At 62.8% G+C, this 26003-nt stretch carries 31 protein-coding genes; 19 read left to right on the top strand and 12 right to left on the bottom strand.

The genetic code is table 11. The features are described from left to right. Window positions 1–3: 3 nt before the first annotated feature. From hisF to hisB, 7 genes are read right to left on the bottom strand one after another with little or no spacing between them, the layout of a single operon-like run. Complete coding sequence (gene hisF, locus X733_RS140095; protein ID WP_023819888.1) at window positions 4–810, bottom strand: imidazole glycerol phosphate synthase subunit HisF; 807 nt, start codon at window positions 808–810, stop codon at window positions 4–6. Further along, entirely contained in the window at window positions 807–1643 is an 837-nt protein-coding gene (locus X733_RS140100; RefSeq protein ID WP_023672316.1) for an arginase family protein, read from the bottom strand. Before X733_RS140100 ends, hisF begins: the two co-directional genes overlap by 4 nt. Next, on the bottom strand, window positions 1640–2386 hold the full coding sequence (gene hisA, locus X733_RS140105; RefSeq protein WP_023694622.1) for a 1-(5-phosphoribosyl)-5-[(5-phosphoribosylamino)methylideneamino]imidazole-4-carboxamide isomerase: 747 nt from the start codon (window positions 2384–2386) through the stop codon (window positions 1640–1642). The genes X733_RS140100 and hisA overlap by 4 nt, the downstream gene beginning before the upstream one ends. Window positions 2387–2389: 3 nt before the next feature. Continuing rightward, the gene (locus X733_RS140110; protein ID WP_023672318.1) at window positions 2390–2680 is read right to left on the bottom strand and encodes a DUF1330 domain-containing protein; all 291 of its coding nucleotides are present in this window, start codon (window positions 2678–2680) and stop codon (window positions 2390–2392) included. Window position 2681: 1 nt separating this feature from the next. After that, a complete protein-coding gene (gene hisH / locus X733_RS140115; protein ID WP_023687421.1) occupies window positions 2682–3332 on the bottom strand; it encodes an imidazole glycerol phosphate synthase subunit HisH in 651 nt (216 codons plus the stop codon). Window position 3333: 1 nt separating this feature from the next. Continuing rightward, window positions 3334–3810, bottom strand: coding sequence for a DUF2628 domain-containing protein (locus X733_RS140120; protein WP_023714503.1), 477 nt, complete (start codon window positions 3808–3810; stop codon window positions 3334–3336). Between the two features lie 4 nt (window positions 3811–3814). Further along, a complete protein-coding gene (gene hisB, locus X733_RS140125) occupies window positions 3815–4414 on the bottom strand; it encodes an imidazoleglycerol-phosphate dehydratase HisB (RefSeq protein WP_023672321.1) in 600 nt (199 codons plus the stop codon). Window positions 4415–4651: 237 nt separating this feature from the next. Between hisB and hslV the strand changes: the two genes are divergently transcribed. The 5 genes from hslV (at window position 4652) to X733_RS140150 (ending at window position 8923) form a co-directional block, all read left to right on the top strand. Then, window positions 4652–5203, top strand: a complete 552-nt coding sequence (gene hslV, locus X733_RS140130; protein WP_023819887.1) for an ATP-dependent protease subunit HslV — start codon at window positions 4652–4654, stop codon at window positions 5201–5203. Further along, window positions 5193–5720, top strand: a complete 528-nt coding sequence (locus X733_RS140135; RefSeq protein WP_023744924.1) for a GNAT family N-acetyltransferase — start codon at window positions 5193–5195, stop codon at window positions 5718–5720. Before hslV ends, X733_RS140135 begins: the two co-directional genes overlap by 11 nt. A 4-nt stretch (window positions 5721–5724) precedes the next feature. Further along, window positions 5725–6324 (top strand): DUF2585 domain-containing protein, encoded by a 600-nt coding sequence (locus X733_RS140140; protein WP_023744925.1) that lies wholly within the window; start codon window positions 5725–5727, stop codon window positions 6322–6324. A gap of 4 nt (window positions 6325–6328) precedes the next feature. Further along, window positions 6329–7642 (top strand): ATP-dependent protease ATPase subunit HslU, encoded by a 1314-nt coding sequence (gene hslU / locus X733_RS140145; RefSeq protein WP_023672325.1) that lies wholly within the window; start codon window positions 6329–6331, stop codon window positions 7640–7642. A gap of 324 nt (window positions 7643–7966) precedes the next feature. Then, on the top strand, window positions 7967–8923 hold the full coding sequence (locus X733_RS140150; RefSeq protein WP_023819886.1) for a DUF1402 family protein: 957 nt from the start codon (window positions 7967–7969) through the stop codon (window positions 8921–8923). A gap of 136 nt (window positions 8924–9059) precedes the next feature. Here the strand turns inward: X733_RS140150 and X733_RS140155 are convergent, their stop codons facing one another. The 3 genes from X733_RS140155 to X733_RS140165 all read right to left on the bottom strand — a co-directional run bounded on the left by X733_RS140155 (window position 9060) and on the right by X733_RS140165 (window position 11872). After that, window positions 9060–10289, bottom strand: a complete 1230-nt coding sequence (locus tag X733_RS140155; RefSeq protein WP_031193986.1) for an FAD-dependent oxidoreductase — start codon at window positions 10287–10289, stop codon at window positions 9060–9062. Window positions 10290–10293: 4 nt separating this feature from the next. Next, window positions 10294–10608: a MocE family 2Fe-2S type ferredoxin gene (locus X733_RS140160; RefSeq protein ID WP_023672328.1), complete on the bottom strand. Its 315-nt coding sequence runs from the start codon at window positions 10606–10608 to the stop codon at window positions 10294–10296. 85 nt (window positions 10609–10693) lie between these two features. Then, entirely contained in the window at window positions 10694–11872 is a 1179-nt protein-coding gene (locus X733_RS140165; RefSeq protein WP_031193985.1) for a fatty acid desaturase family protein, read from the bottom strand. A gap of 174 nt (window positions 11873–12046) precedes the next feature. Here X733_RS140165 and X733_RS140170 point away from each other — a divergent pair, with 174 nt between their 5' ends. The 11 genes from X733_RS140170 (at window position 12047) to X733_RS140220 (ending at window position 21546) form a co-directional block, all read left to right on the top strand. Continuing rightward, on the top strand, window positions 12047–13078 hold the full coding sequence (locus X733_RS140170; protein WP_023684066.1) for a LacI family DNA-binding transcriptional regulator: 1032 nt from the start codon (window positions 12047–12049) through the stop codon (window positions 13076–13078). A gap of 375 nt (window positions 13079–13453) precedes the next feature. Further along, window positions 13454–14395 carry a sugar ABC transporter substrate-binding protein gene (locus X733_RS140175; protein WP_023819883.1) on the top strand — a complete coding sequence of 314 codons (942 nt, stop codon included), beginning with the start codon at window positions 13454–13456 and terminating at the stop codon, window positions 14393–14395. 107 nt (window positions 14396–14502) lie between these two features. Then, window positions 14503–15579, top strand: a complete 1077-nt coding sequence (locus X733_RS140180) for an ABC transporter permease (protein WP_023687413.1) — start codon at window positions 14503–14505, stop codon at window positions 15577–15579. A gap of 2 nt (window positions 15580–15581) precedes the next feature. After that, complete coding sequence (locus tag X733_RS140185) at window positions 15582–16364, top strand: ATP-binding cassette domain-containing protein (RefSeq protein WP_027049093.1); 783 nt, start codon at window positions 15582–15584, stop codon at window positions 16362–16364. Window positions 16365–16477: 113 nt separating this feature from the next. After that, window positions 16478–17473 (top strand): inositol 2-dehydrogenase, encoded by a 996-nt coding sequence (gene iolG, locus X733_RS140190; protein WP_023805775.1) that lies wholly within the window; start codon window positions 16478–16480, stop codon window positions 17471–17473. A 30-nt stretch (window positions 17474–17503) separates the two neighbouring features. After that, window positions 17504–18298: an SDR family oxidoreductase gene (locus tag X733_RS140195; RefSeq protein ID WP_023710444.1), complete on the top strand. Its 795-nt coding sequence runs from the start codon at window positions 17504–17506 to the stop codon at window positions 18296–18298. A 71-nt stretch (window positions 18299–18369) separates the two neighbouring features. Then, window positions 18370–18633 carry a type II toxin-antitoxin system Phd/YefM family antitoxin gene (locus X733_RS140200; RefSeq protein ID WP_023732719.1) on the top strand — a complete coding sequence of 88 codons (264 nt, stop codon included), beginning with the start codon at window positions 18370–18372 and terminating at the stop codon, window positions 18631–18633. After that, window positions 18630–19052, top strand: coding sequence for a type II toxin-antitoxin system VapC family toxin (locus X733_RS140205; protein ID WP_023732718.1), 423 nt, complete (start codon window positions 18630–18632; stop codon window positions 19050–19052). Before X733_RS140200 ends, X733_RS140205 begins: the two co-directional genes overlap by 4 nt. A gap of 474 nt (window positions 19053–19526) precedes the next feature. Next, window positions 19527–20618, top strand: a complete 1092-nt coding sequence (locus X733_RS140210; protein ID WP_023732717.1) for a 3-deoxy-7-phosphoheptulonate synthase — start codon at window positions 19527–19529, stop codon at window positions 20616–20618. A gap of 75 nt (window positions 20619–20693) precedes the next feature. Beyond that, the gene (locus X733_RS140215; protein ID WP_023819882.1) at window positions 20694–21053 is read left to right on the top strand and encodes a helix-turn-helix domain-containing protein; all 360 of its coding nucleotides are present in this window, start codon (window positions 20694–20696) and stop codon (window positions 21051–21053) included. After that, window positions 21031–21546, top strand: coding sequence for an SRPBCC domain-containing protein (locus tag X733_RS140220; protein ID WP_023814499.1), 516 nt, complete (start codon window positions 21031–21033; stop codon window positions 21544–21546). The genes X733_RS140215 and X733_RS140220 overlap by 23 nt, the downstream gene beginning before the upstream one ends. A 115-nt stretch (window positions 21547–21661) precedes the next feature. Here the strand turns inward: X733_RS140220 and X733_RS140225 are convergent, their stop codons facing one another. Then, complete coding sequence (locus tag X733_RS140225; RefSeq protein ID WP_023819881.1) at window positions 21662–22297, bottom strand: LysE family translocator; 636 nt, start codon at window positions 22295–22297, stop codon at window positions 21662–21664. A gap of 127 nt (window positions 22298–22424) precedes the next feature. On the opposite strand from X733_RS140225, the gene X733_RS140230 reads away from it, so the two are divergent. Further along, complete coding sequence (locus X733_RS140230; protein WP_023819880.1) at window positions 22425–23123, top strand: YafY family protein; 699 nt, start codon at window positions 22425–22427, stop codon at window positions 23121–23123. A gap of 8 nt (window positions 23124–23131) precedes the next feature. On the opposite strand, the gene X733_RS140235 is transcribed toward X733_RS140230, so the two are convergent. Then, window positions 23132–24241 carry a Gfo/Idh/MocA family oxidoreductase gene (locus X733_RS140235; protein WP_023748282.1) on the bottom strand — a complete coding sequence of 370 codons (1110 nt, stop codon included), beginning with the start codon at window positions 24239–24241 and terminating at the stop codon, window positions 23132–23134. Between the two features lie 213 nt (window positions 24242–24454). Between X733_RS140235 and X733_RS140240 the strand changes: the two genes are divergently transcribed. Together X733_RS140240 and X733_RS01000000166620 are read left to right on the top strand one after the other, a co-directional pair. Continuing rightward, complete coding sequence (locus tag X733_RS140240; RefSeq protein WP_023714510.1) at window positions 24455–25300, top strand: MurR/RpiR family transcriptional regulator; 846 nt, start codon at window positions 24455–24457, stop codon at window positions 25298–25300. A 233-nt stretch (window positions 25301–25533) separates the two neighbouring features. Continuing rightward, complete coding sequence (locus X733_RS01000000166620) at window positions 25534–25869, top strand: hypothetical protein (protein ID WP_023744934.1); 336 nt, start codon at window positions 25534–25536, stop codon at window positions 25867–25869. The last annotated feature ends 134 nt before the right edge of the window (window positions 25870–26003 follow it).

Below are 26003 nucleotides of genomic sequence, written 5' to 3'. Positions count from 1 at the left end.
AGCCTACAGCCTTTGTGGAGTGGATTGAACCGGATAGTCCAGCCGCATCCGCAGCCCGGCCTCGGCCATATGCGCCTTGGCTTCCGTAATCGTGTAAGTGCCGAAATGGAAGATCGAGGCGGCGAGCACGGCGCCGGCATGGCCGTCGCGAATGCCCTCGACCAGATGATCGAGCGTGCCGACGCCGCCCGACGCGATCACCGGCGCGCGCACCGCATCCGCTATCGCGCGGGTCAGCGCAATGTCGTAACCGGCCTTGGTGCCGTCACGGTCCATCGAGGTCAAAAGAATCTCGCCGGCGCCGCGATCGACCATTTTTCGCGCAAACTCGACCGCATCGATGCCGGTCTTTTCACGGCCGCCATGGGTGAAGATCTCCCAGCGGTCGGCTTCATTGGGTGCCGACACCTTCTTGGCGTCGATGGCGACGACAATGCACTGGTTGCCGAACTTGTCGGCGGCTTCCGCGACGAAATCGGGGTTCTTCACCGCCGCAGTGTTGATCGACACCTTGTCGGCGCCGGCCAGCAACAGTTTGCGAATATCGGCCACCTGGCGCACGCCGCCGCCGACGGTCAGCGGCATGAAGCATTGTTCGGCGGTGCGGGCGACGACGTCGAAGATGGTTTCACGGTTGTCGGACGACGCGGTGATATCGAGAAAGCAAAGCTCGTCAGCGCCGGCCGCGTCATAGGCTTTGGCCGCCTCGACCGGATCACCGGCATCGATGAGGTCGACGAAATTGACGCCCTTGACGACGCGGCCGTTCTTGACGTCGAGGCAAGGGATGACTCGGGCCTTCAGCATCAGCCCTTCTCCATCGTCGCCAGCAACTCGCTGAGCAGTTCGCCGACCAGCGGCGGAACCTCGGCCTGCGCATCGAACGCCGGATCGTAGGCGGAAATGGTGATGCCGGAAATCGGCAGCAGGCCGGCCATGCCGCAGACAGCCTGGCGCAGCTGTTTCGGCTCCGGGCCGCCGGGCGTGGTGTAACGGTTGGCCTGCAGCGCCCCGGGGTCGTGCACGTCGAGATCGAGATGCAGGTGCACCCGCTTCGCATCCGGCGCCTTCAGCCTGCCGCACGCCGTGGCCCAGTCCGGGCATTCGGTGCGGATGACCGGCAACGTCTTCAACAGCTCCGTTTCGGCCGGATCGAGATCGCGTGCGTTGACCAGCACGCAGCGCGCCGGATCGATCGGCCTGAAGCCGGGGATGGCCGAGGCCATCGGCTTCCAGCACAGGCCGAGAACCGTGGCCAGCGCCATGCCATCGAGAAAGCCGAAGATGGACGTCTCCGGGGTGTTGAGATCGCCATGCTGGTCGGCCCAGATGATCGCATCGGCATCCTCGCCGGCAACCGCACCGGCCGATGTCAGGCAATTGCCCGCCAGCACGATGGGAAACCGGCCGCGGTCTATGGCGATGCGGACCTCGCCGGAGAGGGCACCGCACACGGCAAAGCCGGTGGCGATCTCGCGCTGCTGTTCGTCGCCAACCCTGCCGATATCGGTGACGACGACGTCATGCCCGGAGAGCGTCAGCGCGTCGACAAGCCCGCCGGCGATGAGTGCATCCGGGCCTCGGCCCATGCCGCCGTGATAGTGGCCGCTGTCATAGGAGGCCAGGATGATGGAGATTTTCACGGCCGGGTCTCCATCGCCTTGCCCTGCAGCACCGCAAGCGCCTCGGCCGGGTCGATGCGCCCGTCATAGAGCGCGCGACCGGAGATGGCGCCTTCGAGTTTCTTTGCGTCGGGCATGGTCATGCGCACGATGTCGGCGATCGAGGCCAGCCCGCCCGAGGCGATGACCGGGATCGACACCGCGTCGGCGAGATCGATCGTGGCGTCCCAGTTGATGCCGGTCAGAACGCCGTCGCGGTCGATGTCGGTGTAGATGATGGCGGCAACGCCGGCGCCTTCGAATTTCCGCGCCAGTTCGATGACGCCGAGGCTGGAGGCCTCGGCCCAGCCTTCGACCGCCACCTTGCCGCCCTTGGCGTCGATGCCCACGGCGATCTTTCCAGGAAATTCCTTGCAGGCTTCCCGGACCAGGTCGGGATCGCGCACCGCCACCGTGCCGAGGATGACGCGGGCCAGCCCGCGGTCGAGCCAGTCCTCGATCTGCGCCAGCGTGCGGATGCCGCCGCCGAGCTGCACCGGGTTTTTCGTCGCCTTGAGGATGGCGCCGACCGCCGCGCTGTTGACGCTCTGGCCCTTGAAGGCGCCGTTGAGGTCGACGACATGCAGCCATTCAAACCCTTGCTCTTCGAAGGCCTTGGCCTGGGCCGCAGGGTCGTCATTGTAGATGGTCGCGGTCGCCATATCGCCGTGCTTCAGCCGCACGCACTTGCCGTCCTTGAGGTCGATGGCCGGAAACAGGATCACCGTTCAGACCCCTTCCACAATGGCGAAATGCGAGGTCGAATAAGCGCGCCGGAATTTCAGCGCTGCCTGGTATTCGGGGGAATGGAAGCAAGCCAGCGCGACCTCGTAGCTTTCGAATTCGACGATCACATGGCGATTGCCGGATGGCCCTTCCGGGCTTGACGACTGACCGCCTCGCGTCAGGAATTTCGCGCCGTATTTGTCGAACGCCGCTTTGTTGGCGGCGATGTATTTCGGATAGTTTTCCGGATCGGTCACATCGACCATCGCCATCCAGTAGCCCTTCTTGCTCATCTCAAGGCCTCCAGCGCAGGAAGTTGGTGATCAGTGCCAGGCCGAGCGCCTGGCTCTTTTCCGGATGGAATTGCGTGCCGGCAAGGTTACCGCGCGCGACCGCCGCCGTTACCGGGCCGCCATAATCGGCGACGGCCAGCACTTCGTCCGGCCTTGTCGCGTCGAGATGGTAGGAATGAACGAAATAGGCGTGCAGACCCTTAGGCCCGGTCGCAATACCCGAAAACAGCGGGTGCTTGCGCTCCAGATCGATGGTGTTCCAGCCGATTTGCGGGATCTTCAGTGCCGGATCGGCGGGCGTGATCTCCTCGACGTCGCCGGCAATCCAGCCGAAGCCCTTGGTCACGGTCTTTTCCAGGCCGCGCTCCGACATCAGCTGCATGCCGACGCAGATGCCGAGGAACGGCCGCGCCTTGGCGATCGCTACCTCTTCCACCGCTTCCCACATGCCGGCGACGCCGCGCAGGCCCGCCGCGCAATCGGCATAGGCGCCGACGCCGGGCAAAACGATGCGGTCGGCGCTGCGCACACGCTCGGCATCGGCGGTCAGCTCGATGGCAGCGGCAATGCCGGCTTCATGCGCGGCGCGCTCGAAGGCCTTGGTGGCCGAGCGCAGATTGCCCGACCCGTAATCGATGATGGCAACCCGCATCTCAGGCTTTTCCCGGCGTATGGCTCAGGCCCAGCGTCAGCCCGATCTGAGCCGGTCGGGCAAGGCTGGCGTCCGGCACGATGCGCGGCAGCGGCGCCGGCTCATCGGCAAACGCCTCGGCATCCAGCGTCTGGCGAATGTCGGCATCATCAGGATTGTCGGCTTCGATGACGCCCCATTCATGCCAGCCGCGGCGGCGAAGGGCTGCGAGCCGCAACCCTTGGCCTTCCAGCCCGATATAGAGCGAGACCAGTAAAGACAGTGCGGAGCCGGCCCAGTCCAGTCCCAGCCATTGGCCGAGCACCGAGATGAGCCCCATGGCGACGAAGGCGAGCGCGGCCTCGATCCAAAGCCGGTGCCAGGCGAGCCACAGCGGCGCCACCAGGAAAGCCAGCCAGGAAAAACCGTCGCGGACAAAAATGGTTGCGTCGGCCGCCTCGGTGCGGCCTGGCGGTTCCATCACGACATAGATGGCCATCAGCCTACCCTTTCAGAGATCCCTTGGTGGAGGGAACCGCTTCCGGCTGGCGCGGGTCGCGCTCCAGTGCGAAACGCAGCGCGCGCGCCACCGCCTTGAAGCAGGTCTCGGCAATATGGTGATTGTTGGCGCCATAATGGTTGGTGACATGCAGCGTGATGCCGGCATTCTGCGCCAGCGCCTGGAAGAATTCACGCACCAGTTCGGTGTCGAACGTGCCGATCTTGGGCGACGAGAAGGCGACATTCCAGACCAGGAACGGACGGCCCGACACGTCGATCGCGGCCCGCGTCAGCGTCTCGTCCATGGCAAGGTCGACAGAGGCGTAGCGCATGATGCCGCGCCGCTCGCCCAGCGCCTTGGCCAGCGCCTGGCCGATCGCAATGCCGGTGTCCTCGACCGTGTGGTGGTCGTCAATGTGCAGGTCGCCCTTGGCCTTCACCGTGATGTCGATCAGCGAGTGGCGCGACAGCTGGTCCAGCATGTGGTCGAAGAAGCCGACGCCGCTCGACATGTCGGATTTTCCGGTGCCGTCGACATGGACCGAGACGCTGATCTCGGTTTCCTTGGTCTTGCGGCTGACTTCGGCGGAACGGGACGCCATGACCTTGTCCTTGGCTGAGGGGTTCGAAACTCAAGACGGGGTTCCAAGCTGTCATTTGCTTGAAAACGAAAGCCTTCTAGCAGCATGATCCGGCGATTGCCAGTTGCGATGCGGACAGCCACCGGCCATGGCGTACGCCGTTTGCAATCACCCGCCCCATGCATACATATGGCCGATCGAAATCACTCGTACCGCGCGCCAATCGCCTTATCGGGATCGCGCGAATCGGAGCTAAAAATGTCCAATGAACTGAGCATGCACGCCACGACCATCGTGACGGTGCGCAAGGGCAACAAGGTGGTGATCGCCGGCGACGGCCAGGTCAGCCTTGGCCAGACCATCATGAAAGGCAACGCCAAAAAGGTGCGCCGCATCGGCAAAGGCGGCAATGTCATTGCGGGCTTCGCCGGCGCCACGGCGGATGCTTTCACCCTTCTGGAGCGGCTCGAAGCCAAGCTCGAACAATATCCCGACCAGTTGACGCGCGCCTGCGTCGAGCTCGCCAAGGACTGGCGCACCGACCGTTCTCTGCGCCGGCTGGAAGCGATGATGCTGGTGGCCGACAAGTCGGTTTCGCTGGCGCTCACCGGCACCGGCGACGTGCTGGAGCCCGAATTCGGCGTCATGGCCATCGGTTCCGGCGGCAATTATGCGCTGGCCGCTGCCCGCGCGCTGATGGACAGCGACAAGGATGCCGAGGAGATCGCCCGCAAGGCGATGCAGATCGCCTCCGACATTTGCGTCTACACCAACAACAACTTTGTTGTCGAAACGCTCGATGCCGGCTAACCCGCCGGTGCTCTATGATTTTCGACCGGTTACCGAAAAAGACCTGCCGATGATCGCCGGCTGGCTGGCCGAGCCGCATGTCGCCGAATGGTGGGACGATCCGGAGACGGAAATCGCCGAAATCCGGGAGCACATTGACTCTATTTCTGTAGAGCCGCTGATCGTCGAGCTCGACGGCAGGCCGATTGCCTATCTGCAGAGCTACGATCCGCATCTGGAAGACGGCCATCCCTATGCCGACCAGCCGTTTGGCACGCTCGGCATCGACCTGTCGATCGGCGTGCCGGACCTGGTCGGCAGAGGTCATGGCTCGGCGATCGTCAGGCAATTCGTCGAGCAACTGTTCGAGGAAGGCGCGCCACGCGTCATCATCGATCCGCATCCCGACAATGGCCGCGCCATCCGCGCCTATGAAAAAGCGGGCTTCAGGGCTATCGATCGCAGACACTCTAGATATGGGGACGTCGTGCTGATGGCCGTCGATGCCGAAGAGAGCGACGCGGAAGAAGGGGAATGAGTTGATGGCGACACCGGGCACTGCCAAAAATTACTCGGCCTATGAAGACAGCTGGCGGATGGGGCTTCTGCTCGTGCTCGCTCTGCTCATCTTCCAGGCCGGCGCGCTTTACGGCATGGGCCGCACGCCGATCTGCACCTGCGGTTATGTCAAACTCTGGCACGGTGTGGTGAACAGTTCGGAGAATTCCCAGCATATTTCCGACTGGTACACGTTCTCGCACATCATCCACGGCTTCCTGTTCTACGCCTTGGCCTGGTTCCTGTTCCCGCGCTCGCCAATCGGTCTGCGCCTGGCATTCGCCGTCGTCATCGAGGGCGGCTGGGAACTCCTGGAAAACAGCCCGTTCATCATCGAGCGCTACCGCGCCGGCACCATCTCGCTGGATTACTATGGCGATAGCATCATCAATTCGGTGTCCGACACGCTGGCCATGATGCTGGGATTTGTGATGGCGCGAAAGCTACCTATATGGAGCATCGTCGGCCTCGCCCTCATCTTCGAACTGGGTGTCGGCTACCTAATCCGGGACAATCTGACGCTCAACGTGATCATGCTGCTGCATCCGTTCGAGTCCATCAAGCAGTGGCAAAGTGGAATTTAGTGATATGACCACCTTCTCTCCCCGTGAAATCGTTTCGGAACTCGACCGCTTCATCATCGGCCAGAAGGACGCCAAGCGCGCCGTGGCCATCGCCTTGCGCAATCGCTGGCGCCGCCAGCAGCTGGAAGGCCAGATGCGCGAAGAGGTGATGCCGAAGAACATCCTGATGATCGGCCCGACCGGCGTCGGCAAGACCGAGATCTCGCGCCGCCTGGCGCGGCTCGCCGGCGCGCCTTTCGTCAAGGTCGAGGCCACCAAGTTCACCGAGGTCGGCTATGTCGGCCGCGATGTCGAGCAGATCATCCGCGACCTGGTCGAGATCGCCATCGGCCTGGTGCGCGAGAAGATGCGCGAGGACGTGAAGGCGCGCGCGCACCTCAACGCCGAGGAGCGCGTGCTGGAAGCCCTGGTCGGCAAGACGGCGAGCCCGGCAACCCGCGATTCCTTCCGCAAGAAGCTGCGCGACGGCGAGCTCGACGACAAGGAGATCGAGATCGAGGTTGCCGACACCGGCACCGGCGGCATGCCCGGCTTCGAGATCCCCGGCATGCCGGGCGCTAATATCGGCGTGCTCAACATCAACGACATGCTGTCGAAGGCGATGGGTGGCAAGAAGACCAAGGCGCGCAAGACGACGGTCAAGGAATCCTACGCGCTGCTGGTCAACGACGAGTCCGACAAGCTGCTCGACCAGGACGAAGTCGTGCGCCGGGCGCTGGATGCGACCGAAAATGACGGCATCGTCTTCCTCGACGAGATCGACAAGATCGCCTCGCGCGAAGGTGGCATGGGCGCCGGCGTCTCGCGCGAAGGCGTGCAGCGCGACCTGCTGCCGCTGATCGAAGGCACGACGGTTGCGACCAAATACGGACCGTTGAAGACCGACCACATACTGTTCATCGCCTCGGGCGCATTCCATGTCTCCAAGCCCTCCGACCTGTTGCCGGAATTGCAGGGCCGCCTGCCGATCCGTGTCGAGTTGCGGGCGCTGGAGAAGGACGATTTCATTCGCATCCTCACCGAGACCGAGGCAAGCCTGATCAAGCAGTATATCGCACTGATGAAGACCGAAGGCGTCGATCTCACCTTCACCGACGACGCCATCGATTCGCTGGCCGGCATTGCCGTCGACCTCAACGCCAGCGTCGAAAACATCGGAGCGAGACGCCTGCAGACGGTGATGGAGCGTGTGTTGGACGAGATCTCCTACGACGCGCCGGACCGCAACGGCACCAGCGTCGCCATCGATGCCGCCTATGTGGAAAAGCATGTCGGCGACCTCTCGCGAAACACAGATTTGTCGCGATTCATCCTTTAAACGAGGGCGCCGGTTCATCCGGCGCCGGTATTAGGGCGCCGCGCGTCTTTTGGACACGCAAAGGTCGCTCTAGCAGTATTGAATCGATGCATCGGACTTTCCAAAAATCGGTTTCGATCTTTGGGCCGATGCTTAGGCAACAATCCGGCTAACAGCTTGATGTGTGGCCGGATGGTATCATCGGGCCACCTTTCGTCTTGCCGGGTGCAAGGGCGCTCTCGACTCAACCGGGAGCACTCCCTAGTTTGCGCGGCAATTCTCTAGACGCAATTCCGGACGGAAAACCGTTTCACACTTTTCCTGGAATTGCTTGGGCGGCGGCGCATGAAAAAACTGATCCTTGTCATTCTCGGCTTGACGCTGGCGGCGACGCTGTTCGCGGCCGACGCGGCGACACTGGTGCCGGCGGGCAACCGCAATGCCGTGCAACCTGACATACCGGGCGCCTCCAGCCGCCGCACCCAGGCCACCAACACCACCTTCCAGGCCAAATACCGCAAGGTCTACGCCTTGCTTCAGAACGACGCCGAACTGCGCGCCAAGATCAGGAAGGCCGCCGCTGCCTACGGCATCAATCCTTTGCACATCGTCGGCGCCATCGTCGGCGAGCACACCTACAATGTCGACGCCTACGACCGGCTGCAGACCTACTACGTCAAGGCGATTTCCTACCTCTCCAGCAAGCTGTCCTTCGCCTATGACGGAGAGGACATCACCGATTTCGTGCAGCGGCCGGAATTCAAGAAGTGCACGATGTCGGACAGCTACGACCTGTGGGAATGCCGCGAGCAGGCGTGGAACCGCTCCTTCCGCGGCAAGACCGTCGGCGGCACAAGCTTTCCCAACGACCGCTTCGGCGCAACCTTCTTCCAGCCCTACTATGCCGGCCAGACCTTTGGCCTCGGCCAGCTCAACCCGCTGACCGCGCTGCAGATGAGCGATCTCGTGCACAAGGTGTCGGGGCTGCCCGAGCTCGATGTCGGCGATCCCAATGGGGTCTACAAGACCATCATGGATCCGGACCTGACATTGCCCTACGTCGCAGCGACGATCAGGAAGTCGATCGACGCCTACAAAAACATTGCCGGCTTCGACATCTCAGGCAATCCGGGGCTGACCGCCACGCTCTACAATGTCGGCAATCCCGAGCAGCGCGCCTATGCGCTGAAGGCCGAGAACGACAAGCGCCGCGCGGCGGGTGAGGCGGTCAAACTGCCCGAGGAGAATTATTACGGCTGGCTGGTCAACGACAAGCTGGACGAGCTGAAGGCGCTGTTTTAGCGGGCTTAGCTCAGCCGTCTACCTCCCCCTTTGTGGGGAGGTCGGACCGCAGGTCCGGGTGGGGGGCNCCGGTGCCGCACCCCCGCCCCGCTGCTTCGCAGCGACCCTCCCCACAAGGGGAGGGTAAGTCAGTCCTTCACGCTGCCAGCAACGACTTCAGCTTCACATCCGGCGACCCCAACGCCTCCGGCGCCGGCCTAGCCCGCTTGGCGATCAGCATCTCGGCCAGCCTGATGTCGCGCGCCACGGCATTGCCCGTACCGAGGCCGCTCGCCGCCACCAGCCTGCCATCCTCGGCCAGATGAAACAGAATAAAAGCACCGTCGCCGAGATCGCGGCGGACCGTGCTTTTGCCCTCGTCCGAAAGGCCGGCGACCTGCAGCGACAAACCATACTGATCCGACCAGAACCATGGCACCGCGGCATGCGCTTCGCGGGCGCCCAGCATGTTCTTCGCGGCCAGCGCACCCTGTTCCTGCGCATTGCGCCAGGCTTCCAGCCGCACCCGCCGGCCAGCATAGACAGCGAGCGGAAACGAGCAGCAATCGCCGGCGGCGAAGATGTCGGGATCGATTGTTTGGAGTTCGCCATTGACGGCGATGCCGTTATCGACGGTCAGGCCCGCTTCCGCGGCAAGCCCGGTCACCGGCACGGCGCCGATGCCGATGACGGCGAGATCGGCGACGATGTCCTGCCCATCGGCGAGCATGATGTGCACCTCAGCGCCGTCGTCGGCGATATCAGCGATGCCCTGACCGGTGAGCACGGTCACGCCTTCGGCCTCATGCGCCTGATGGATGATTTCAGCGATCTCCGCCGGCACCCCGCGCAGGAGGATGCGCGGCTGCGCCTCAATGACCGTGACGCTGGCCCCGAGCTTGCGCGCCGAAGCGGCGAGCTCCAGGCCGATAAAGCCACCACCAATGATGGCGATGCGGTTTGCCGGGCTGAGGTGGGCGCGAATGGCCAGCGCGTCGGCAAAGGTGCGGAGGTAGACGCAGCGCGACCCCAATCCCGGCATCGGCAGCTTGCGCGGTGTCGAGCCGGTCGCCAGCAGCAGCTTGTCGTAGGGCAGGGCCGAACCGTCCGACAGCCGCACCATATGCGCCGGGCGGTCGATCGCCACCGCTTGAACGGAATGGATATGCCGGATCGATTTCTCGGCCAGAATTTCGTCGCTGGCGATCGTCTTGATCTCGGCCGCGTCGCTCGTCATTGCGTCCTTGGACAGGGGCGGCCGCTCATAGGGCAGATGGGGTTCGTCACCCACCAGCGTCACCGGCCCGTCATAGCCCAGTTCGCGCAGAGCAAGGGCTGCCCGCCCGCCGCACTCGCCGGCGCCAATGATGACCATTCCCGCGTGCATGGTCCTACCCGATCTGGATCAGCACTTTGCCGGCCTCGACCTTTACCGGATAGGTGGCGAGATTGACGCAAACCGGCGCGCCGCGTGCCGCCCCCGTCTTGTAATTGAAGCGGCCATTGTGCTTGGGGCACTCGATGATGTCATCCATCACCAGCCCGTCGGCCAGATGCACCTTTTCGTGCGTGCACAGGCCATCGGTGGCGAAATAATCGTCGTCAGGGCTGCGATAGATGGCGAAGGTGCGGCCGCCATGGTCGAAGCGCATCACATCTTCTTCGTCGATGTCGCCGGCGGCGCAGGCCTCGATCCAGTCGCTCATGTGTTCCTCCCAAAAGCAATTCCAGGAAAAGTGCGTTGCGGTTTTCCGTTCGGAGTTGCGACAAAACAAAAGCTTAATCGCGCGATCATTCCGCCGCGGCGGCGACGGCGTCGTTGTGGAGTTCCTCGCGATAGGGCCGCGCCGTTGGCGGCAGTTCGCGCTTGAGGAAATAGTCCCCGTTGCGCAGCTGGCGCAAAAAGGCCGGGATCATCTCGCGGTAGCCGGCCAGGATCGACGGCGTCGGCGCCGGCAGATCGTGCTTGATCAGCGCATGCAGTTTAGGCAGTGCATGATAGGGCACCATCGGGAACATGTGGTGTTCGACGTGATAGTTCATGTTCCAGTAGATGAAGCGGCTGACCGGGTTCATGTAGACGGTGCGGCTGTTCAGCCGGTGGTCGATGACATTTTCCGCCAGCCCGCCATGCTGCAGCAGGCCAACCATGACATGATGCCAGGCGCCGTAGAGCCGGGGCAGCCCGACCAGCATCAGCGGCAGCCATGAACCGAAATAAAGCGCCAGCGCGATCGTCACGGCATAGATCGCCGTCCAGATGCGGGCGATGCGAATGGCCTTAGGCTGCTCCTGTTCGGGGATAAAAGTCTTTTCCGCCGCGCTGATATTGCCGGCGGCATTGCGCAGCATGTCCGACATCGCATGCCAGGCATCCAGCACGCCGATAAAGCCAAGCGCGACCCGGAACAGATCCGGCGGCCGCATGACGGAGATTTCCGGGTCGCGGCCGACGATGATGGTGTCGGTGTGGTGGCGGGTGTGGCTCCAGCGCCAGGTCACCGGATTGCGCATGATCATGAAGCAGGCGATCTGGTAAACCGCGTCGTTCATCCACTGGGTGCGGAAGGCGGTGCCGTGGCCGCATTCGTGCCAGCNGCAGGCGATCTGGTAAACCGCGTCGTTCATCCACTGGGTGCGGAAGGCGGTGCCGTGGCCGCATTCGTGCCAGCGTGAGTCGGTCGACGAGCCGTAGAGCACGCCATAGACGAAGAAGAACGGCACGCACCACCAGCTGCCCCAGAACCAGGCGCCGCCGGCGGCACTCAGGATCAGCGCGGCCAGCCAGATCGCGGTGTCGCGGATCGCCGGCCCGTCGGAGCGCTGCATCAGCTCCTTCATCTGCTTGCGCGGAATATCGGTGTGATACCACTCGGCCGCCGCCAGCCCGGTCTCGACGGCGAGCTTGGAATCGCGGCCCATCAGGCTGTAGTCGCGCCGAAACGGTAGTGTGGATAGTGTCGCTTCCATAGGGGCTGCCTCCGTCGGCCACAGCATCCGTCAGGACGGATATGTCCATTACAGGCGCCTGTGTCCGAGCGCAAAATAGCGCCATGCGGTGATAGTCTCAATATCACAAAGATAGTTTCTATCATTTTCCATCAGAACGATGTAAGCAGTTGCAGGCACTCATGCGGGACAGTCATGGCAAAACGGCCAACCATCACCGATCTGGCGCGCATCTCCGGCGTTAGCGTCGCCACTGTCGACAGGGTGCTGAACAACCGGCTGCCGGTGCGCGAGGAAACCGCGCGCCGCGTCTATGAGGCGGCGACCGGCATCGGCTACCACGCCGCCGGGCTGATCAAGCGGCGCATGCGCCAGGAATTGCCGGAATACCGCCTCGGCTTTCTGCTGCTGCGGGGCAATGATGTTTTTTACGGCGATTTCGCGAGGGAGCTAGAAATGGCGGTCTCGCAATCGCAGCGCTTCCGCGGCGTCGCCACCATCGATTTCGCCAGCTCGCTAGCCGCCGACGAGATCGCCGCCCAGATGCGCAAGCTGGCAGCGAAATCCAGAGCAATCGCCGTTGTCGGTCCGGACCATCCGACGCTGACGGCGGTCGTGGAGTCGCTGAAAGCGAGGGGGCAACCTGTCTTCTCGCTGCTGTCCGACTTTGCCGCTGGCATCCGTGAGGGATATGTCGGCCTCGACAATCGCAAGGTCGGTCGCACCGCGGCCTGGATGATCGCCAGGGCGGCAAAGAACCCCGGCAAGGTCGCCCTTTTCGTCGGCAGTCATCGCTTCCACGGCCATGAACTGCGCGAGATCGGATTTCGCTCCTTCTTCCGCGAACATGCGCCGGACTTCACGGTGATGGAAACGCTGGTCAATCTGGAAGCCAACCAGGTCACCCACGATGCGATGATCGATCTCCTGGTGCGGTATCCGGATCTTGCCGGCTGCTATGTCGCCGGCGGCGGCATGGAAGGCGCGGTCTCGGCGCTGCGCGCAGCGAAGCCCGCAAACATGCCGGTGGTCGTCTGCAACGAGATCAACGCCGAATCGCGCGCGGCACTCGCCGACAACATCCTGACAATGGTGATCTCGACTCCGCTCGCCGCCTTGTGCCGCGAGCTTGTCGACCTGATGGCGCATTCCATCGAGGCCGGCGCCGCCAACGCGCCGGGCCAGACCTTTCTGCCCTTCGACATCTATCTGCCGGAAAATATCTAACGCGTTCTGCCGCGCCGACCCGTTCGGCGTGGGCTCTCCCGGCGATGATAGAATCTATCAGATTCTGCCTTCAGACTCGGCCTGGGCCGCTGTCGGCCTTGATTCGACGTGAAATTGCGGCGCGGCGACCGAAAATCCGCTTTCCGACTTAGGAATCGCTCTTGACGTCTTGCGAAAAAATGGAATAAATATTTCATCAGATTGGTATTTTGGTTCTTTCGTTCCGGAACATCTGTTTCAAACTGGGAGCCTGGCGTTCCATCCCTTGGACAAAACGCCATACGGAACAGGAAGGCATCAGGGAGCGATTCCTCGGGCTATCGGGGATTCCGGGTAGATCGGTGCAGCCGGACACCAATGTGGAGGAGAAACACAATGAAGAAACTGATTTTGGGCGTCGCCTTTGCGGCGCTGATGAGTTCGTCCGCTTTTGCCGCCAAGGTCGGCGTGTCGATGGCCAAGTTCGACGACAACTTCCTCACCGTGCTGCGCAACGGCATGATCGAGCAGGCCAAGGGCATGAGCGGCGTGGAACTGCAGGTCGAGGACGCGCAGAACGACGTCGCCAAGCAGCTCGACCAGATCAAGAACTTCGCCGCCTCGGGCGTCGACGCCATCATCGTCAACCCGGTCGATACCTCGGCCACGCAGGCGATGTCGGACGCCGCCGCAGCCGCCAAGATCCCGTTGGTCTATGTCAACCGCCAGCCGGTCAATGTCGACACGCTGCCGGACAACCAGGCCTTCGTCGCGTCGAACGAGGCCGATTCCGGCACGCTCGAGACCAAGGAAGTCTGCCGCCTGTTCACCGAGGCCGGCAAGAAGGAAGCCAATGTCTATGTCATCATGGGCGAGCTTTCCAACCAGGCCGCCGTGCAGCGCACCAAGGACATCGAAGAGGTGATCGCCACGCCGGAGTGCAGCTTCATCAAGATCATCGACAAGCAGACTTCGAACTGGAACCGCGACGAAGCGCAGAACCTGATGACCAACTGGCTGTCGACCGGCAAGCCGTTCGACGGCGTCATCGCCAACAATGACGAAAGCGCCATCGGCGCCATCCAGGCGATGAAGGCCGCCAACATCGACATGAAGACGGTCGTCGTCGGCGGTGTCGACGCCACGCAGGACGCGCTTGCCGCCATGCAGGCCGGCGACCTCGATGCCACCGTGTTCCAGGATGCGGCCGGCCAGGGCGCCGGCGCTCTGGACGCAGCGCTGAAGCTCGCCAAGCGCGAGAAGGTCGAGCACAAGGTCTACGTGCCCTTCCAACTCGTGACGCCAGCCAACATCGACAAGTTCCTGAAGAAGAACTGAGCCGGCGACTCGTTCGACTAACGGAGCGGCGCATCAATCGCGCCGCTCCCGTTTCCCTCACCGCCCTTACGTGCGGGAGGGCAAATGCCGCCTCACGGAGGACAGACATGTCACAGACATCTCATGGCGTCGGCGGGGTCAGCTATGACGCGAAGAGGCGGACATGGCCGGCCGAATTCAACGTCTTCCTGGCGCTGGTCATTCTGGTCGTCATCTTTGAAATGATCGGCCGCATCTTTCTTGGCGACAGCTTCCTGTTCAACACGCGCGACAACGTCGCCGGCATCTTCAATGAGGCCCGCCTGCAGATCATCATCCTGCAGGTGTCGATCGTCGGCATCATCGCCATCGGCGTCACGCAGGTGATCATTTGCGGCGGCATCGACTTGTCCTCGGGCTCGATCGTCGGCGCCACCGCCATGATCGCCATGAGTTTTGCCCAGGTGGCGACGGTCAACGGTAACCCCAACCCCAAGGCGATGTTCCTGGCGCAAGGCTGGACCGACCTGCCGGTCATCGTGCCGGTGCTGGTCGCCATCGGCTGCGGTCTGCTCGCCGGTCTCGTCAACGGCTCCTTGATTGCATACACGCGCATTCCGCCGTTCATCGCCACGCTCGGCATGATGGTGACCGCGCGCGGCATTGCCAAATGGTGGTCCAAGGGTCAGCCGATCTCGTTTCCGACCGAAAGTTTCGCTGGTATCGGCAAGGGCCTGATGCCGGTCATCATCTTCCTGTCGCTGGCGGTGCTGTTCCAGCTGATCATGACCTACACACGCTACGGCAAGCACTGCTACGCCATCGGCTCCAACGAGGATGCCGCACGCATGTCCGGCATCAAGATCGCCAACCACAAGATCCTCGTCTATGTCATTGCCGGCATCCTCGCCGCGCTGGCCGCCGTCGTGCTCTCCTCCAAGAACCTGACGGCACAGTCCGGCATGGGCGTCATGTACGAACTCGACGCCATCGCCATGGCGGTCATCGGCGGCGTCTCTTTGTCGGGCGGCCGCGGCTCGATCGTCGGCACCGTGATCGGCTCGCTGATCTTCGGCGTCATCATTTCCGGCTTCACCTTCCTGCGCCTCGACGCCTACTATCAGGAGATGGTGAAGGGCGTGATCATCGTCGGCGCGGTCGTTCTCGACCAATGGCGCCAGCGCATGCGGGCATTGAGGGCTTGACCATGCCAGATATCTCCACGACAGACATCGTCCTGAAGACCGAAAACCTGACCAAGCGTTATGGCGGCGTCCACGCGCTGGAAGGCGCGAATTTCGAGCTGCGCAAGGGCGAGCATGTCGCCATCATGGGCGACAATGGCGCCGGCAAATCGACCTTCGTGCGCCAGATCACCGCCGTCGAGCAACGCACCAGTGGCCAGATCTGGTTCGACGGCAGGGAAGTGAATTTTGCCGGGCCGATCGAAGCGCGCACGGCGGGCATCGAGACCGTGTTCCAGAACCTGGCGCTGGCCGACGATCTCGACGTGCCGTCGAACCTGTTCCTCGGCCGCGAAAAGGTGCTTTTCAATCTCGGCCCGTTCTCGATCCTCGACCGCAAATACATGCGCAAGGCGACCGAGGCGGCGCTGATCCGCACGGCAGTGAAAATCCCCAATTTGTCCAACACCATTCGCCACATGTCGGGCGGCCAGCGCCAGTGCGTTGCGATCGCCCGGACCGCGACCTTCGCCTCCAAGCTGATCATCATGGACGAGCCGACGGCAGCCCTTGGCGTGCAGGAGACGGCGCAGGTCGAAAACATCATCCGCACGCTGAAGGACAATGGCGAGCCGCTGATCCTGATCAGCCACAACATGCGCCAGGTGTTCGACCTGTGCGATCGCATCGTCGTCTTCCGGCGCGGCCGCATCGTCGCCAACCTGCGCAAGGAAAACACCGACGGCAACGACATCGTCTCCTACATCACCGGCGCCAAGACCGGGGAGGCGGAACTCGCGGCCTGAACAGGATGGTCATCCTGTTTTCTGGCGTGCTCGAAAAATTATCTTGCCACCTTTCTCAAAAGGAAGGTGGAGACACAACTCTCTCGAACCCATCCCCCTAGAGGAAATACCCCATGACTGTTCGTTTCGCCCTCCTCGGTGCCGGCCGCATCGGCAAGGTCCATGCCCGCGCCGTCGGCTCCAACCCGCAGGCCAGACTGGTGGCCGTTGCCGACGCTTTTGAAAAGGCGGCGACCGAGTTGGCAACCGCCTATGGCGCCGAAGTGCGCACCATCGACGCGATCGAGAAGGCCAAGGACATCGACGCCGTGGTCATCTGCACGCCGACCGACACCCATGCCGATCTGATCGAGCGTTTCGCCAAGGCCGGCAAGGCGATCTTCTGCGAGAAGCCGATCGACCTCGACGTCAAGCGTGTCGAGAAATGCCTGGCCGTGGTCGACAAGGCCAAGGCGACGCTGATGGTCGGTTTCAACCGCCGCTTCGATCCGCATTTCGCCGCCGTGCGCAAGGCGATCGACGACGGCGCGATCGGCAAGGTCGAGATGGTCACCATCACCTCGCGCGATCCCGGTGCGCCGCCGATCGACTATATCAAGCGCTCCGGCGGCATCTTTCGCGATATGACCATCCACGACTTCGACATGGCGCGCTTCCTGCTCGGCGAAGAGGTGGTCGCGGTCAGCGCCCATGCCTCGGTTCTGGTCGACAAGAAGATCGGTGAGGCCGGCGATTTCGATTCGGTCAGCGTCATCCTCGAAACCGCGTCCGGCAAGCAGGCCGTCATCTCCAATTCGCGCCGCGCCACCTATGGCTACGACCAGCGCATCGAGGTGCATGGCTCCAAGGGCATGGTCGCCGCCGAAAACCAGCGGCCTGTGTCGATCGAGGTCGCCAATGAGAAGGGCTATACGCGCCCGCCGCTGCACGACTTCTTCATGACCCGCTATCTCGACGCCTACGCCATCGAGATTGCCGCTTTCATCACTGCTGCAACCTCGGGCAAGAAGGCATCGCCGAGCGGCGCCGACGGCCTCGTGGCGCTGAAGCTGGCCGATGCCGCGCTGAAGTCGGCGACATCAGGCAAGACCGTCCGTCTCGACAAGTAAGAACCGGAACCAAGGCACAGGAGCAGAGCGATGAGCACATCCGCCGATCGCAATTCGAACACGCGCGCTATCGTCACCGGCGGCGCGCAAGGCATCGGCTTTGCCGTCGCCGAAGCGCTGGCCGACGAGGGCTGCAAGGCGCTGGCGCTCATCGGCCGTTCGCAGGAGAAGGGCGACAAGGCGGTCGCCCACTTCAACAACGCCGGCGTCGACGCGATCTTCATCAGCGCCGACGTTTCGAAGGTGGCCGACTGCAAGCGTGCCGTCGCCACCGCCGTCTCGCATTTCGGCACCATCAACGCGCTGGTCAACGCCGCAGCCACCTCCGCGCGCGGGTCGCTGGTCGAAACCTCCGAGGAGACCTTCGACCAGATTTTCCAGACCAACGTGCGCGGCCCGTTCTTCCTGATGCAGGGCGTGGTGGCCCATCTCCTGGACCAGAAGGCGCCGGGCTCGATCGTCAACGTGCTGTCTATGTCGGCGCATTGCGGCCAGTCCTTCCTGGCGCCCTATTCCTCGAGCAAGGGTGCGCTGGCGACGCTGACCAAGAACGTCGCCAACGCCTATCGTTTCAACCGCATCCGCTGCAACGCCGTGCTGCCGGGCTGGATGGACACCGAGGGCGAGGACATCGTGCAGAAGAAATGGCACGGTGCCTCCGACGACTGGCTGGCAAAGGCAGAGGCCGGCCAGCCCATGGGCCAACTGGTGAAGCCCGACCAACTGGCGCGGCTGATCAGCTACATGGCCAGCCCGCAATCCGGTGTCATGACCGGCTCGCTGGTTGACTACGACCAGAACGTCGCGGGGACCTCGCCGGAGTAGCCTCAAACCCTGTTGCAGCAACATCGCCATTCCCACATAGTCATGATAGTCAGGCTAGTCACGAGCATGCGATGCTAACGTCATCCAAAGACACCAACTGGACGGTTGCCGGGGCAAAAGCCCGGCTCTCCGAGGTCATCGAGCGCGCACAGTCCTCGCCGCAGACGATCACCAAGAACGGCAAACCAAGCGTGGTTGTCGTCTCGGCCGAGGAATGGCAGCGCAAGATCGCACGCAAGGGTACGCTTGCCGAGTTCCTGCTGGGCTCGCCGCTGCGCGGCGCCGATCTCGAGCTTGAACGTCAGCGCGACGAACCGCGTGACCTGCCGCTGTGAGACTGCTGCTCGACACGAATGTCCTGTCCGAGGTGACGAGGCCAGCGCCTGACGCAAGTGTCCTGGGCTGGCTGGACGAGCTTGATGAGGACCGCTCCTTCATCAGCGTAGTGTCGATCGCCGAGATCCGGCGCGGCGTCTCTCCGATGGATGAGGGCCGTAAACGCGAGGCGCTGGCCGAATGGCTCGCCCGGGACCTGCCCCAGCGCTTCGAACAGCGGGTTTTGCCGGTGGACGATGCAGTTGCCTTGGCCTGGGGCGACCTGATGGGTCTTGCCAAGCGCCGCGGTCGTGGTCTGTCGTCGATGGACGGCCTGATCGCAGCCACTGCGATTGCGCACGAGCTCACCTTGGCAACGTGCAATACGAAAGATTTCGAAGGCTTTGGGCTTGAACTCTTCGATCCCTGGACGGCATGAGCCGCTCCGCGTTATACGTGTTGGCGATTGGCGAAACCGCCGGCACTTCGTCATCCACGGGCGGAGCAAGGAGCGTAGCGACGCAGCGCAGACCCGAGGATCCATGCCGCGACTTCAGAGCGCTGCTACGGTCCAGAATTCTGCTCCGCCGCACTCCACGGCCCAGGTCACGGAATGGATCCCAGGGTCTCCGCGACGGAGCTTCGCTCCTGCTCCGCCCAGGGATGACGAAATCGCGAGGATTCGGCCCATCCCGAATTGTCTCCGCATACCCCACGTGACAAGCGCCTCGGCATCGACTATATGACGCCTGATGATCAACCTGACCGCCTCGTATTGGTACTTTAGCAGCTCGCTGGCGGCGGGAGGATTGCGCTCGATCTGAAGATTGCAGCAACAAGTCCGAACAGCCGCCAGACCTGGCGGCTTTTTTGTATCAGCCGGCAGGTCTCCTAAAAACAGGAGCAGAAAGCCGTGTTGACCACCACAGACGATCTTCGGGTCAAGGAAATCCGAGAATTGAGTACGCCGGACGAGGTGATGCGGGAGATCCCGCGCACGCTGACGGCAACGCGCACCGTGAGCGCATCACGCAACGCCACCCATGCCATCTTGAACGGCACCGACGACCGGCTGCTTGTCATCGTCGGCCCGTGTTCGATCCACGACCCGGTCGCGGCCGTTGACTATGCCAGCCGGCTAGTGGCGCTGCGCGAGACCCTGTCCGACCGGTTGGAGATCGTCATGCGGGTCTATTTCGAAAAGCCGCGCACGACCGTCGGCTGGAAGGGCCTTATCAACGATCCCGATCTCGACGGCAGCTTCAACATCGACAAGGGGCTGCGGATGGCGCGCAACGTGCTGTCGGCGGTCAACAATCTCGGCCTGCCCTCGGCCACCGAATTTCTCGACATGACGACGCCGCAATACATTGCCGATCTCGTCGCCTGGGGCGCCATCGGCGCGCGCACCACCGAGAGCCAGATCCACCGCGAACTGGCTTCCGGCCTGTCCTGCCCGGTCGGCTTCAAGAACGGCACCGACGGCAATCTCAGGATCGCCGCCGAGGCGGTGAAATCCGCCGCCCAGCCGCATCATTTCATGGCGGTGACCAAGGGCGGACGCAGCGGCATTGCGACTACTACCGGCAATGAGGACTGCCACGTCATCCTGCGCGGCGGCGTTCAGCCGAATTACGATGCGGCGAGCGTCGAGGCAGCCTCGGCCGAACTCGCCCGCATCGGCGTTGCACCCCGGCTGATGATCGACGTCAGCCACGCCAACTCGGCCAAGAAGCCGGAGAACCAGCCCAAGGTGGCGGCGGATGTCGCCGGTCAGGTCGCGGCGGGCGACGAACGCATCATCGGCCTCATGATCGAGAGCAATCTCGTTGCCGGCCGTCAGGATGTCGTGCCCGGCAAGCCGCTCGTCTATGGCCAGAGCATCACAGATGGCTGCATCGACTGGGCGACCACCGAGACGGTGCTGCACGGCCTCGCCGGCGCCGTAGAATGGCGCCGCTCAGCCCGCCGCGCCATGATGGAGAACCGGCCGGGCGCCGCCTGATACGAGGCGATGCGCGGGAAGGACGCTGCGGCTCCCCTTGCACCCCGGCCACCGGTCTGCTAGATACTGAACCATATGGTTCAGTATGCCGACTTGGACTCCTCGTTCGCCGCGCTCTCGGACGCCACCCGGCGTGGCGTTCTGGAGCAGCTCGGACGCGCAGATGCTTCGATCACCGAGCTTGCCGGAAAGTTCCAAATGACCCTCACGGGCATGAAGAAGCACGTCGGCGTCCTGGAGCAGGCGGGGCTCGTCACCACGCAGAAGGTTGGCCGCGTGCGGACCTGCAAGCTCGGCCTGCGCGGACTGGAGGAAGAGGCGGCCTGGATCGAGCGGCACCGCCTGCTCTGGGACGCACGCTTCAACGAGTTGGACAAGGTTGTCGAGGAATTGAAACGGAAGGAGAAAGCCGATGCGCCAAAGAACCGAGAGTGAGCCCACGAACAGCCGCACCACGGTCGAACGGAAGTCCGAACGCGAGCTGGTCGTCACGCGAACAGTCAACGGTCCGGCGCGCATCGTGTTCGAGGCGTGGACCAAGCCCGAGCTGTTCAAGCAGTGGTGGGTGCCGAAGTCGATGGGCATGTTCCTGCGTTCATGTGAGATGGATGCTCGTACCGGAGGCACGTACCGCCTGGTGTTCGGCCACGACGCCTCGGACCTTCACGAATTCTTCGGCAGGTATATCGAAGTGACACCGCACTCACGCCTCGTCTGGACCAATGACGAAGGTGGTGACGGTGGACCCGTCACCACGCTGACCTTCGAGGAAAAGGGTGGCAAGACGCTGCTGGTCATGCACGAACTCTATCCCTCGAAGGAGGCTCTCGACGCGGCCGGTACCGGGGCGGCGGATGCGATGGGCGAGACGTTCGAGCAATTGGACGAGCTTCTCGTCGTCTTGGGCGAGAGCGTGAGGCGGTCATGACGTCATCGATCTCGGGGACGGGGTTGCTGCCGCCCTCGACGACGAAAAGACCGCGACAGTGATCCGCAAGCGCAGCGCCGAGACGAAGATACGCGGCGTCATCGCTTGATCGGGATCACGCTGCCCTCAACCCTTCCCATGCCGTAAACACCGAGACCGCAAACAGCAGCAGTCCGGCCGCCCGGCCCGCAAAAGCGGTCGCCCGCGGATTGGCCACCAGCAGATTGCGGCTGCGGCCGGCGGTGATGGCGAGCCCGCCATAGATGGCGGCCTGCGTCAGCATCGTCAGCAAGCCCATGACCGTCGCCTGCATCCAGATCGGGCCGTAATCCGGCTTCAGGAACTGCGGATAGACGGCAAATATGAAGAGATAGGCCTTCGGGTTGATCAGGCAGGTCACCAGTCCCTGGCGAAAGGCCTTCCAGGCCGTACGGCTGCCGGCGGGCCCGTCGTGGCCGACGGTGATGGAACTGCGCACCAGCGAGATGCCGATGAAGGCCATGTAGGCTGCGCCGGCTATCAGCAGCGGCTTGTACAGGATCGGCACGAAATGCATCAGCAGGCCGACGCCGATGGCGCCGTTCAGCGTGTGCACGATGCCGCCGACCATGATGCCGCCGGTGGCGGCGAGTCCCCGGTCGCGGCCGCCGGTGAGCGCGTTGGCTAGCACGAACAGCATGTCCATGCCGGGCACGATGATGATGCCGGACAGCAGGATAAAGAACAGCCATAGATTTTCCGCGTAACTCATGTCAGTTGCCTGTCGCTTCCTGCTGGGGTGCCGTTGAGGAATTTGTTGATTTTCAACCTGATAGGCAGTCCAATAAATCACCCCAACTGACGGGGATGTGTCAGTAGCGTTTAATCAGGGAGAGGAAATGCGCAAGGCGTCGCGCCTGTTCGAGATCATCCAGATCCTGCGGCTGGCGCGGCAGCCGGTGACGGCGGCGATGATCGCCGGGCAGCTGGAAGTCACGGTGCGTTCGATCTATCGCGACATCGCCGCACTGCAGGCAATGCGCGTGCCGATCGAAGGCGGGCGCGGTATCGGCTACATATTGCGGCCCGGCTTCGACCTGCCGCCGCTGATGTTTTCGATCGAGGAGATGGAAGCGATCGTCCTGTCGCTCGCCCTGCTGGAGCGCACGGGAGACAGCGAACTCAAGCAGGCGGCCAAGCGCGTCAGCGCCAAGATCGCCAGCGCCGTGCCGCCGCCGTTGCGCCAGGCGTTCGACGCCAACGCGCTGCATGTCTGGGGGTTCGCAGCACCGGCAATCGGCACCATCGATCTGGCGCTTGTGCGCCGCGCCATCCGCGACGAGGAAAAGCTCGACCTGTCCTATCGCGACGAAATCGGCCGCGCCTCCGAGCGGCTGATCCGTCCGATCGCGCTGATCTACTATTCAGAAACCGCCAACATCGTCGCCTGGTGCGAATTGCGCCAGGCCATCCGCAATTTCCGCAGCGACCGCATCGCGGATTGCCGGGCGACCGGGCTGCGCTTCAAGGGCGAAGGCGATCGCCTGCGGCAGGTCTGGGTCAGTGGCTGGGAGGCGAACGCTGTCGCTGGCGGCTGAAGCGGATCTTACCGCACATCCACCCAGCGCTTTTCCTCGAACGACCTCGCCATCGCGTGCACGGTGCGCTCGATCTCCAGCCCTTCGGCAAATTCGATGACCCGTGCCGGCTTGCCGGCAAGCCGCGTCAGCAATTCGTGACACTCGATGATCTTGAGGTCGTTGAAACCTAGCCCATGGCCCGGCGCCGGGAGGAAGGCGTCGTAAGGCTTGTGGTGCGGCGCCACCAATATGGTGCGGTAGCCCTGTTCGGTCGGGCGATCGGCGGTGACGTAGAGCTGGATTTCGTTCATCCGCTCCTGGTCGAACAGGATCGATCCCTTGGAGCCGAAAATCTGTATGGCGATGCGGCCCTTGCGGCCCCAGGCCGAGCGGTTGACCAGCAGCGTGCCGGCAATGCCGTTTTCCAGATGCATCAAAACGCTGGCGATGTCGTAGGTCTCCACCGCACGGCGGCCGCCGCTGGCCAGCTTGCGGTCGACATAGGGTTTGGCCATGTCGCAGATGACTTTTGCGACGCGGCCGAACAGCGTCGACACCAGCGACAGCGGATGCACGGCGAAATCGTCGAGCGCGCCATAGCCGGATGCGGCCTCATGCTTCCAGAAGAACAGCGCTTCCGGATCGGCCATGAAGTCCTCGTCCATCTCGATGCGCAGATGGTTGACCTCGCCGATGATCTTTTCCTCGAGCAGCGCGCCGATGTGGCGGATGGCCGGGCTCTGTATGTAGTTGTAGCCAAGCGCTGCGACCTTGCCGGACTTCTTCGCCGCGGCCGCCATCGCCGCTGCTTCGGCAAAGCTCGGCGCCATCGGCTTCTCGCACCACAGATGCTTGCCGGCTTCGAGAATAGCGATGGCCATCTCCGGATGGAACTGATTGGGCGTGGTCAGCGAGACGATATCGACCTCGGGGTCGTTGACGACGGCACGCCAGTCGCCCGACGCCTTGGCGAAGCCGAACTCACCGGCCTTGCGCTTGGCCAGCTCCTCGTTGACCTCGCCGAGATGGACCAGCTTCGGCTTGGCGACATCGGGAAAGACGGCACCGACGGCGCTCCACGCAATGGCGTGGCATTTGCCCATGAAACCCGTGCCGATAAGACCAACGCCGACCATTTCTTTCTCCCAATACCTGAAGCGATCGATGGATGAATTAGTCCATTTCTTCTCCGAATGGAATGTCTGCCTCATTTTTTATGGCCTTCTTGCGCAGGCTCGCTATGATGGGGCAGAGAGGACGTCACTTGAGTTAAAGAGAGCATGATGTCGTCCGAAAACCGCTGCACACTTTTCGGCATCATGCTCTAGATGAGCTTGGACGGGGCGACGATGGACGAACGGGTACCTCGCGACTTCGAGACGCTGCGCGCCACGATCCTCGATCGCCGTGAAACCTTGCCCAAGCGCATCGCCCAGATCGCCGCCTACGCGCTCGACAACCCTGATGACATCGCCTTCGGCACCGCCGCCAGCATCGCTGCTTCGGCGGGCGTGCAGCCGTCCACCCTGATCCGCTTTGCCCAGCAACTAGGCTTTGACGGCTTCACCAGCTTGCAGCAGGTGTTTCGCGAGCGGCTGCGCGAGCGCAATTCCTCTTATGACGAACGCCTTCAGGCGCTGCGCGCCAAGGCCGATGCGGGTGCTGGACACCGAGCCATCTTCGACGGCTTCGTCGCCGCCGCCAGCACTTCGCTCAACGATATTTCGCGAACGCTCGACGAGGCGCATCTGGAAGACGCGATCTCGCTGCTGGCCAAGGCCGAGACCATCTATGTCCTGGCCAAGCGGCGCTCCTACCCGGTGGCAAGCTATATCGCCTATGCCTTGGGCAAACTGAAGATCCGCAACCAGCTGATCGAATCCGCCGCCGGCCTCAATGCCGAAATGGTCGCCTTCGCCACCCCGGCCGACGCCGTCATCGCCATCAGCTTCTCGCCCTACGCACCGGCCACCATCGAGGAAGCCCGCACCATTTCCGAACAGGGCGTGCCGATCGTCGCCATCACCGACAGTTCGTTTTCGCCACTAGCGCAGTTCGCCAAGGTCTGGTTCGAAGTCGCCGAGGCCGATTTCGCCGGCTTCCGCTCGCTGTCGGCCACCATGGCGCTGGCCATGGCGCTCACCGTCGGCGTCGGCGAGAAGCGGCGCAGCACCGGAAAGAAGCGCAAGGTCTAGGCAATCCCAGAAAAAGGCGTGAAGCGGTTTTCCGTCCGGAAAATGCGGACTTGGGATCTGTGGAAAGGGATCATCCCGTATGCCATGCTAGAACCGAAGTTCATCGAGAATGGTTCATGCATGAATTGGGAACAGATCGCATCGGATTTCGCTTGGGACGGCTCATGGCGAGATATCTACGTTCTGAACACGTCTGAGGCAGATTGGCAGGCCGTCTGGGACATCCTCCTCGAATGGACCCCGCCAATTTCAGTGTCTCCGGCAAGATCGAATCGATGCCATTGGGGGTCGAAGCCGCCCTGGAAAGCGAAACAGACAGCCTACTTTCTTTTTACGTCGGGCCAATCCAGCTTGCATGTCACTTCTTCACCGTTGTCGAAATCGAGTTCGACTTCGATCCTAGGCAAGTCAGCGGAGAAACTGAGATTGAGCACCTTGACCGCTTTGTGCGATTGCTAGGTGACGCTACTGGGAAGCAGGTAACTCTGACGCAGGAAAATGATCAGGAGGCTATCATCGCCCGCTACTCTCCCGACCTTGGGAGTGTGGTCTGGCGTGCTTTTTCATAACCGAATCGTTTTGTCGGCTGGCGGCTTTCCCCCTCAAACTCGTCTCGATCCACATCTGGTTGCGCGGTAACGGGTCTCCATCCTAAGTCTCCAGCAGCCATCGCTCTTCGGCACTTTTAAAGGAAGGAATGCTC

The organism is Mesorhizobium sp. L2C066B000 (assembly GCF_000502335.1).
In the GTDB taxonomy this organism is placed as follows: Bacteria; Pseudomonadota; Alphaproteobacteria; order Rhizobiales; family Rhizobiaceae; genus Mesorhizobium.
Note: the sequence above shows the minus strand (reverse complement) of the source record. Positions and strands in the feature narration are given on the sequence as shown.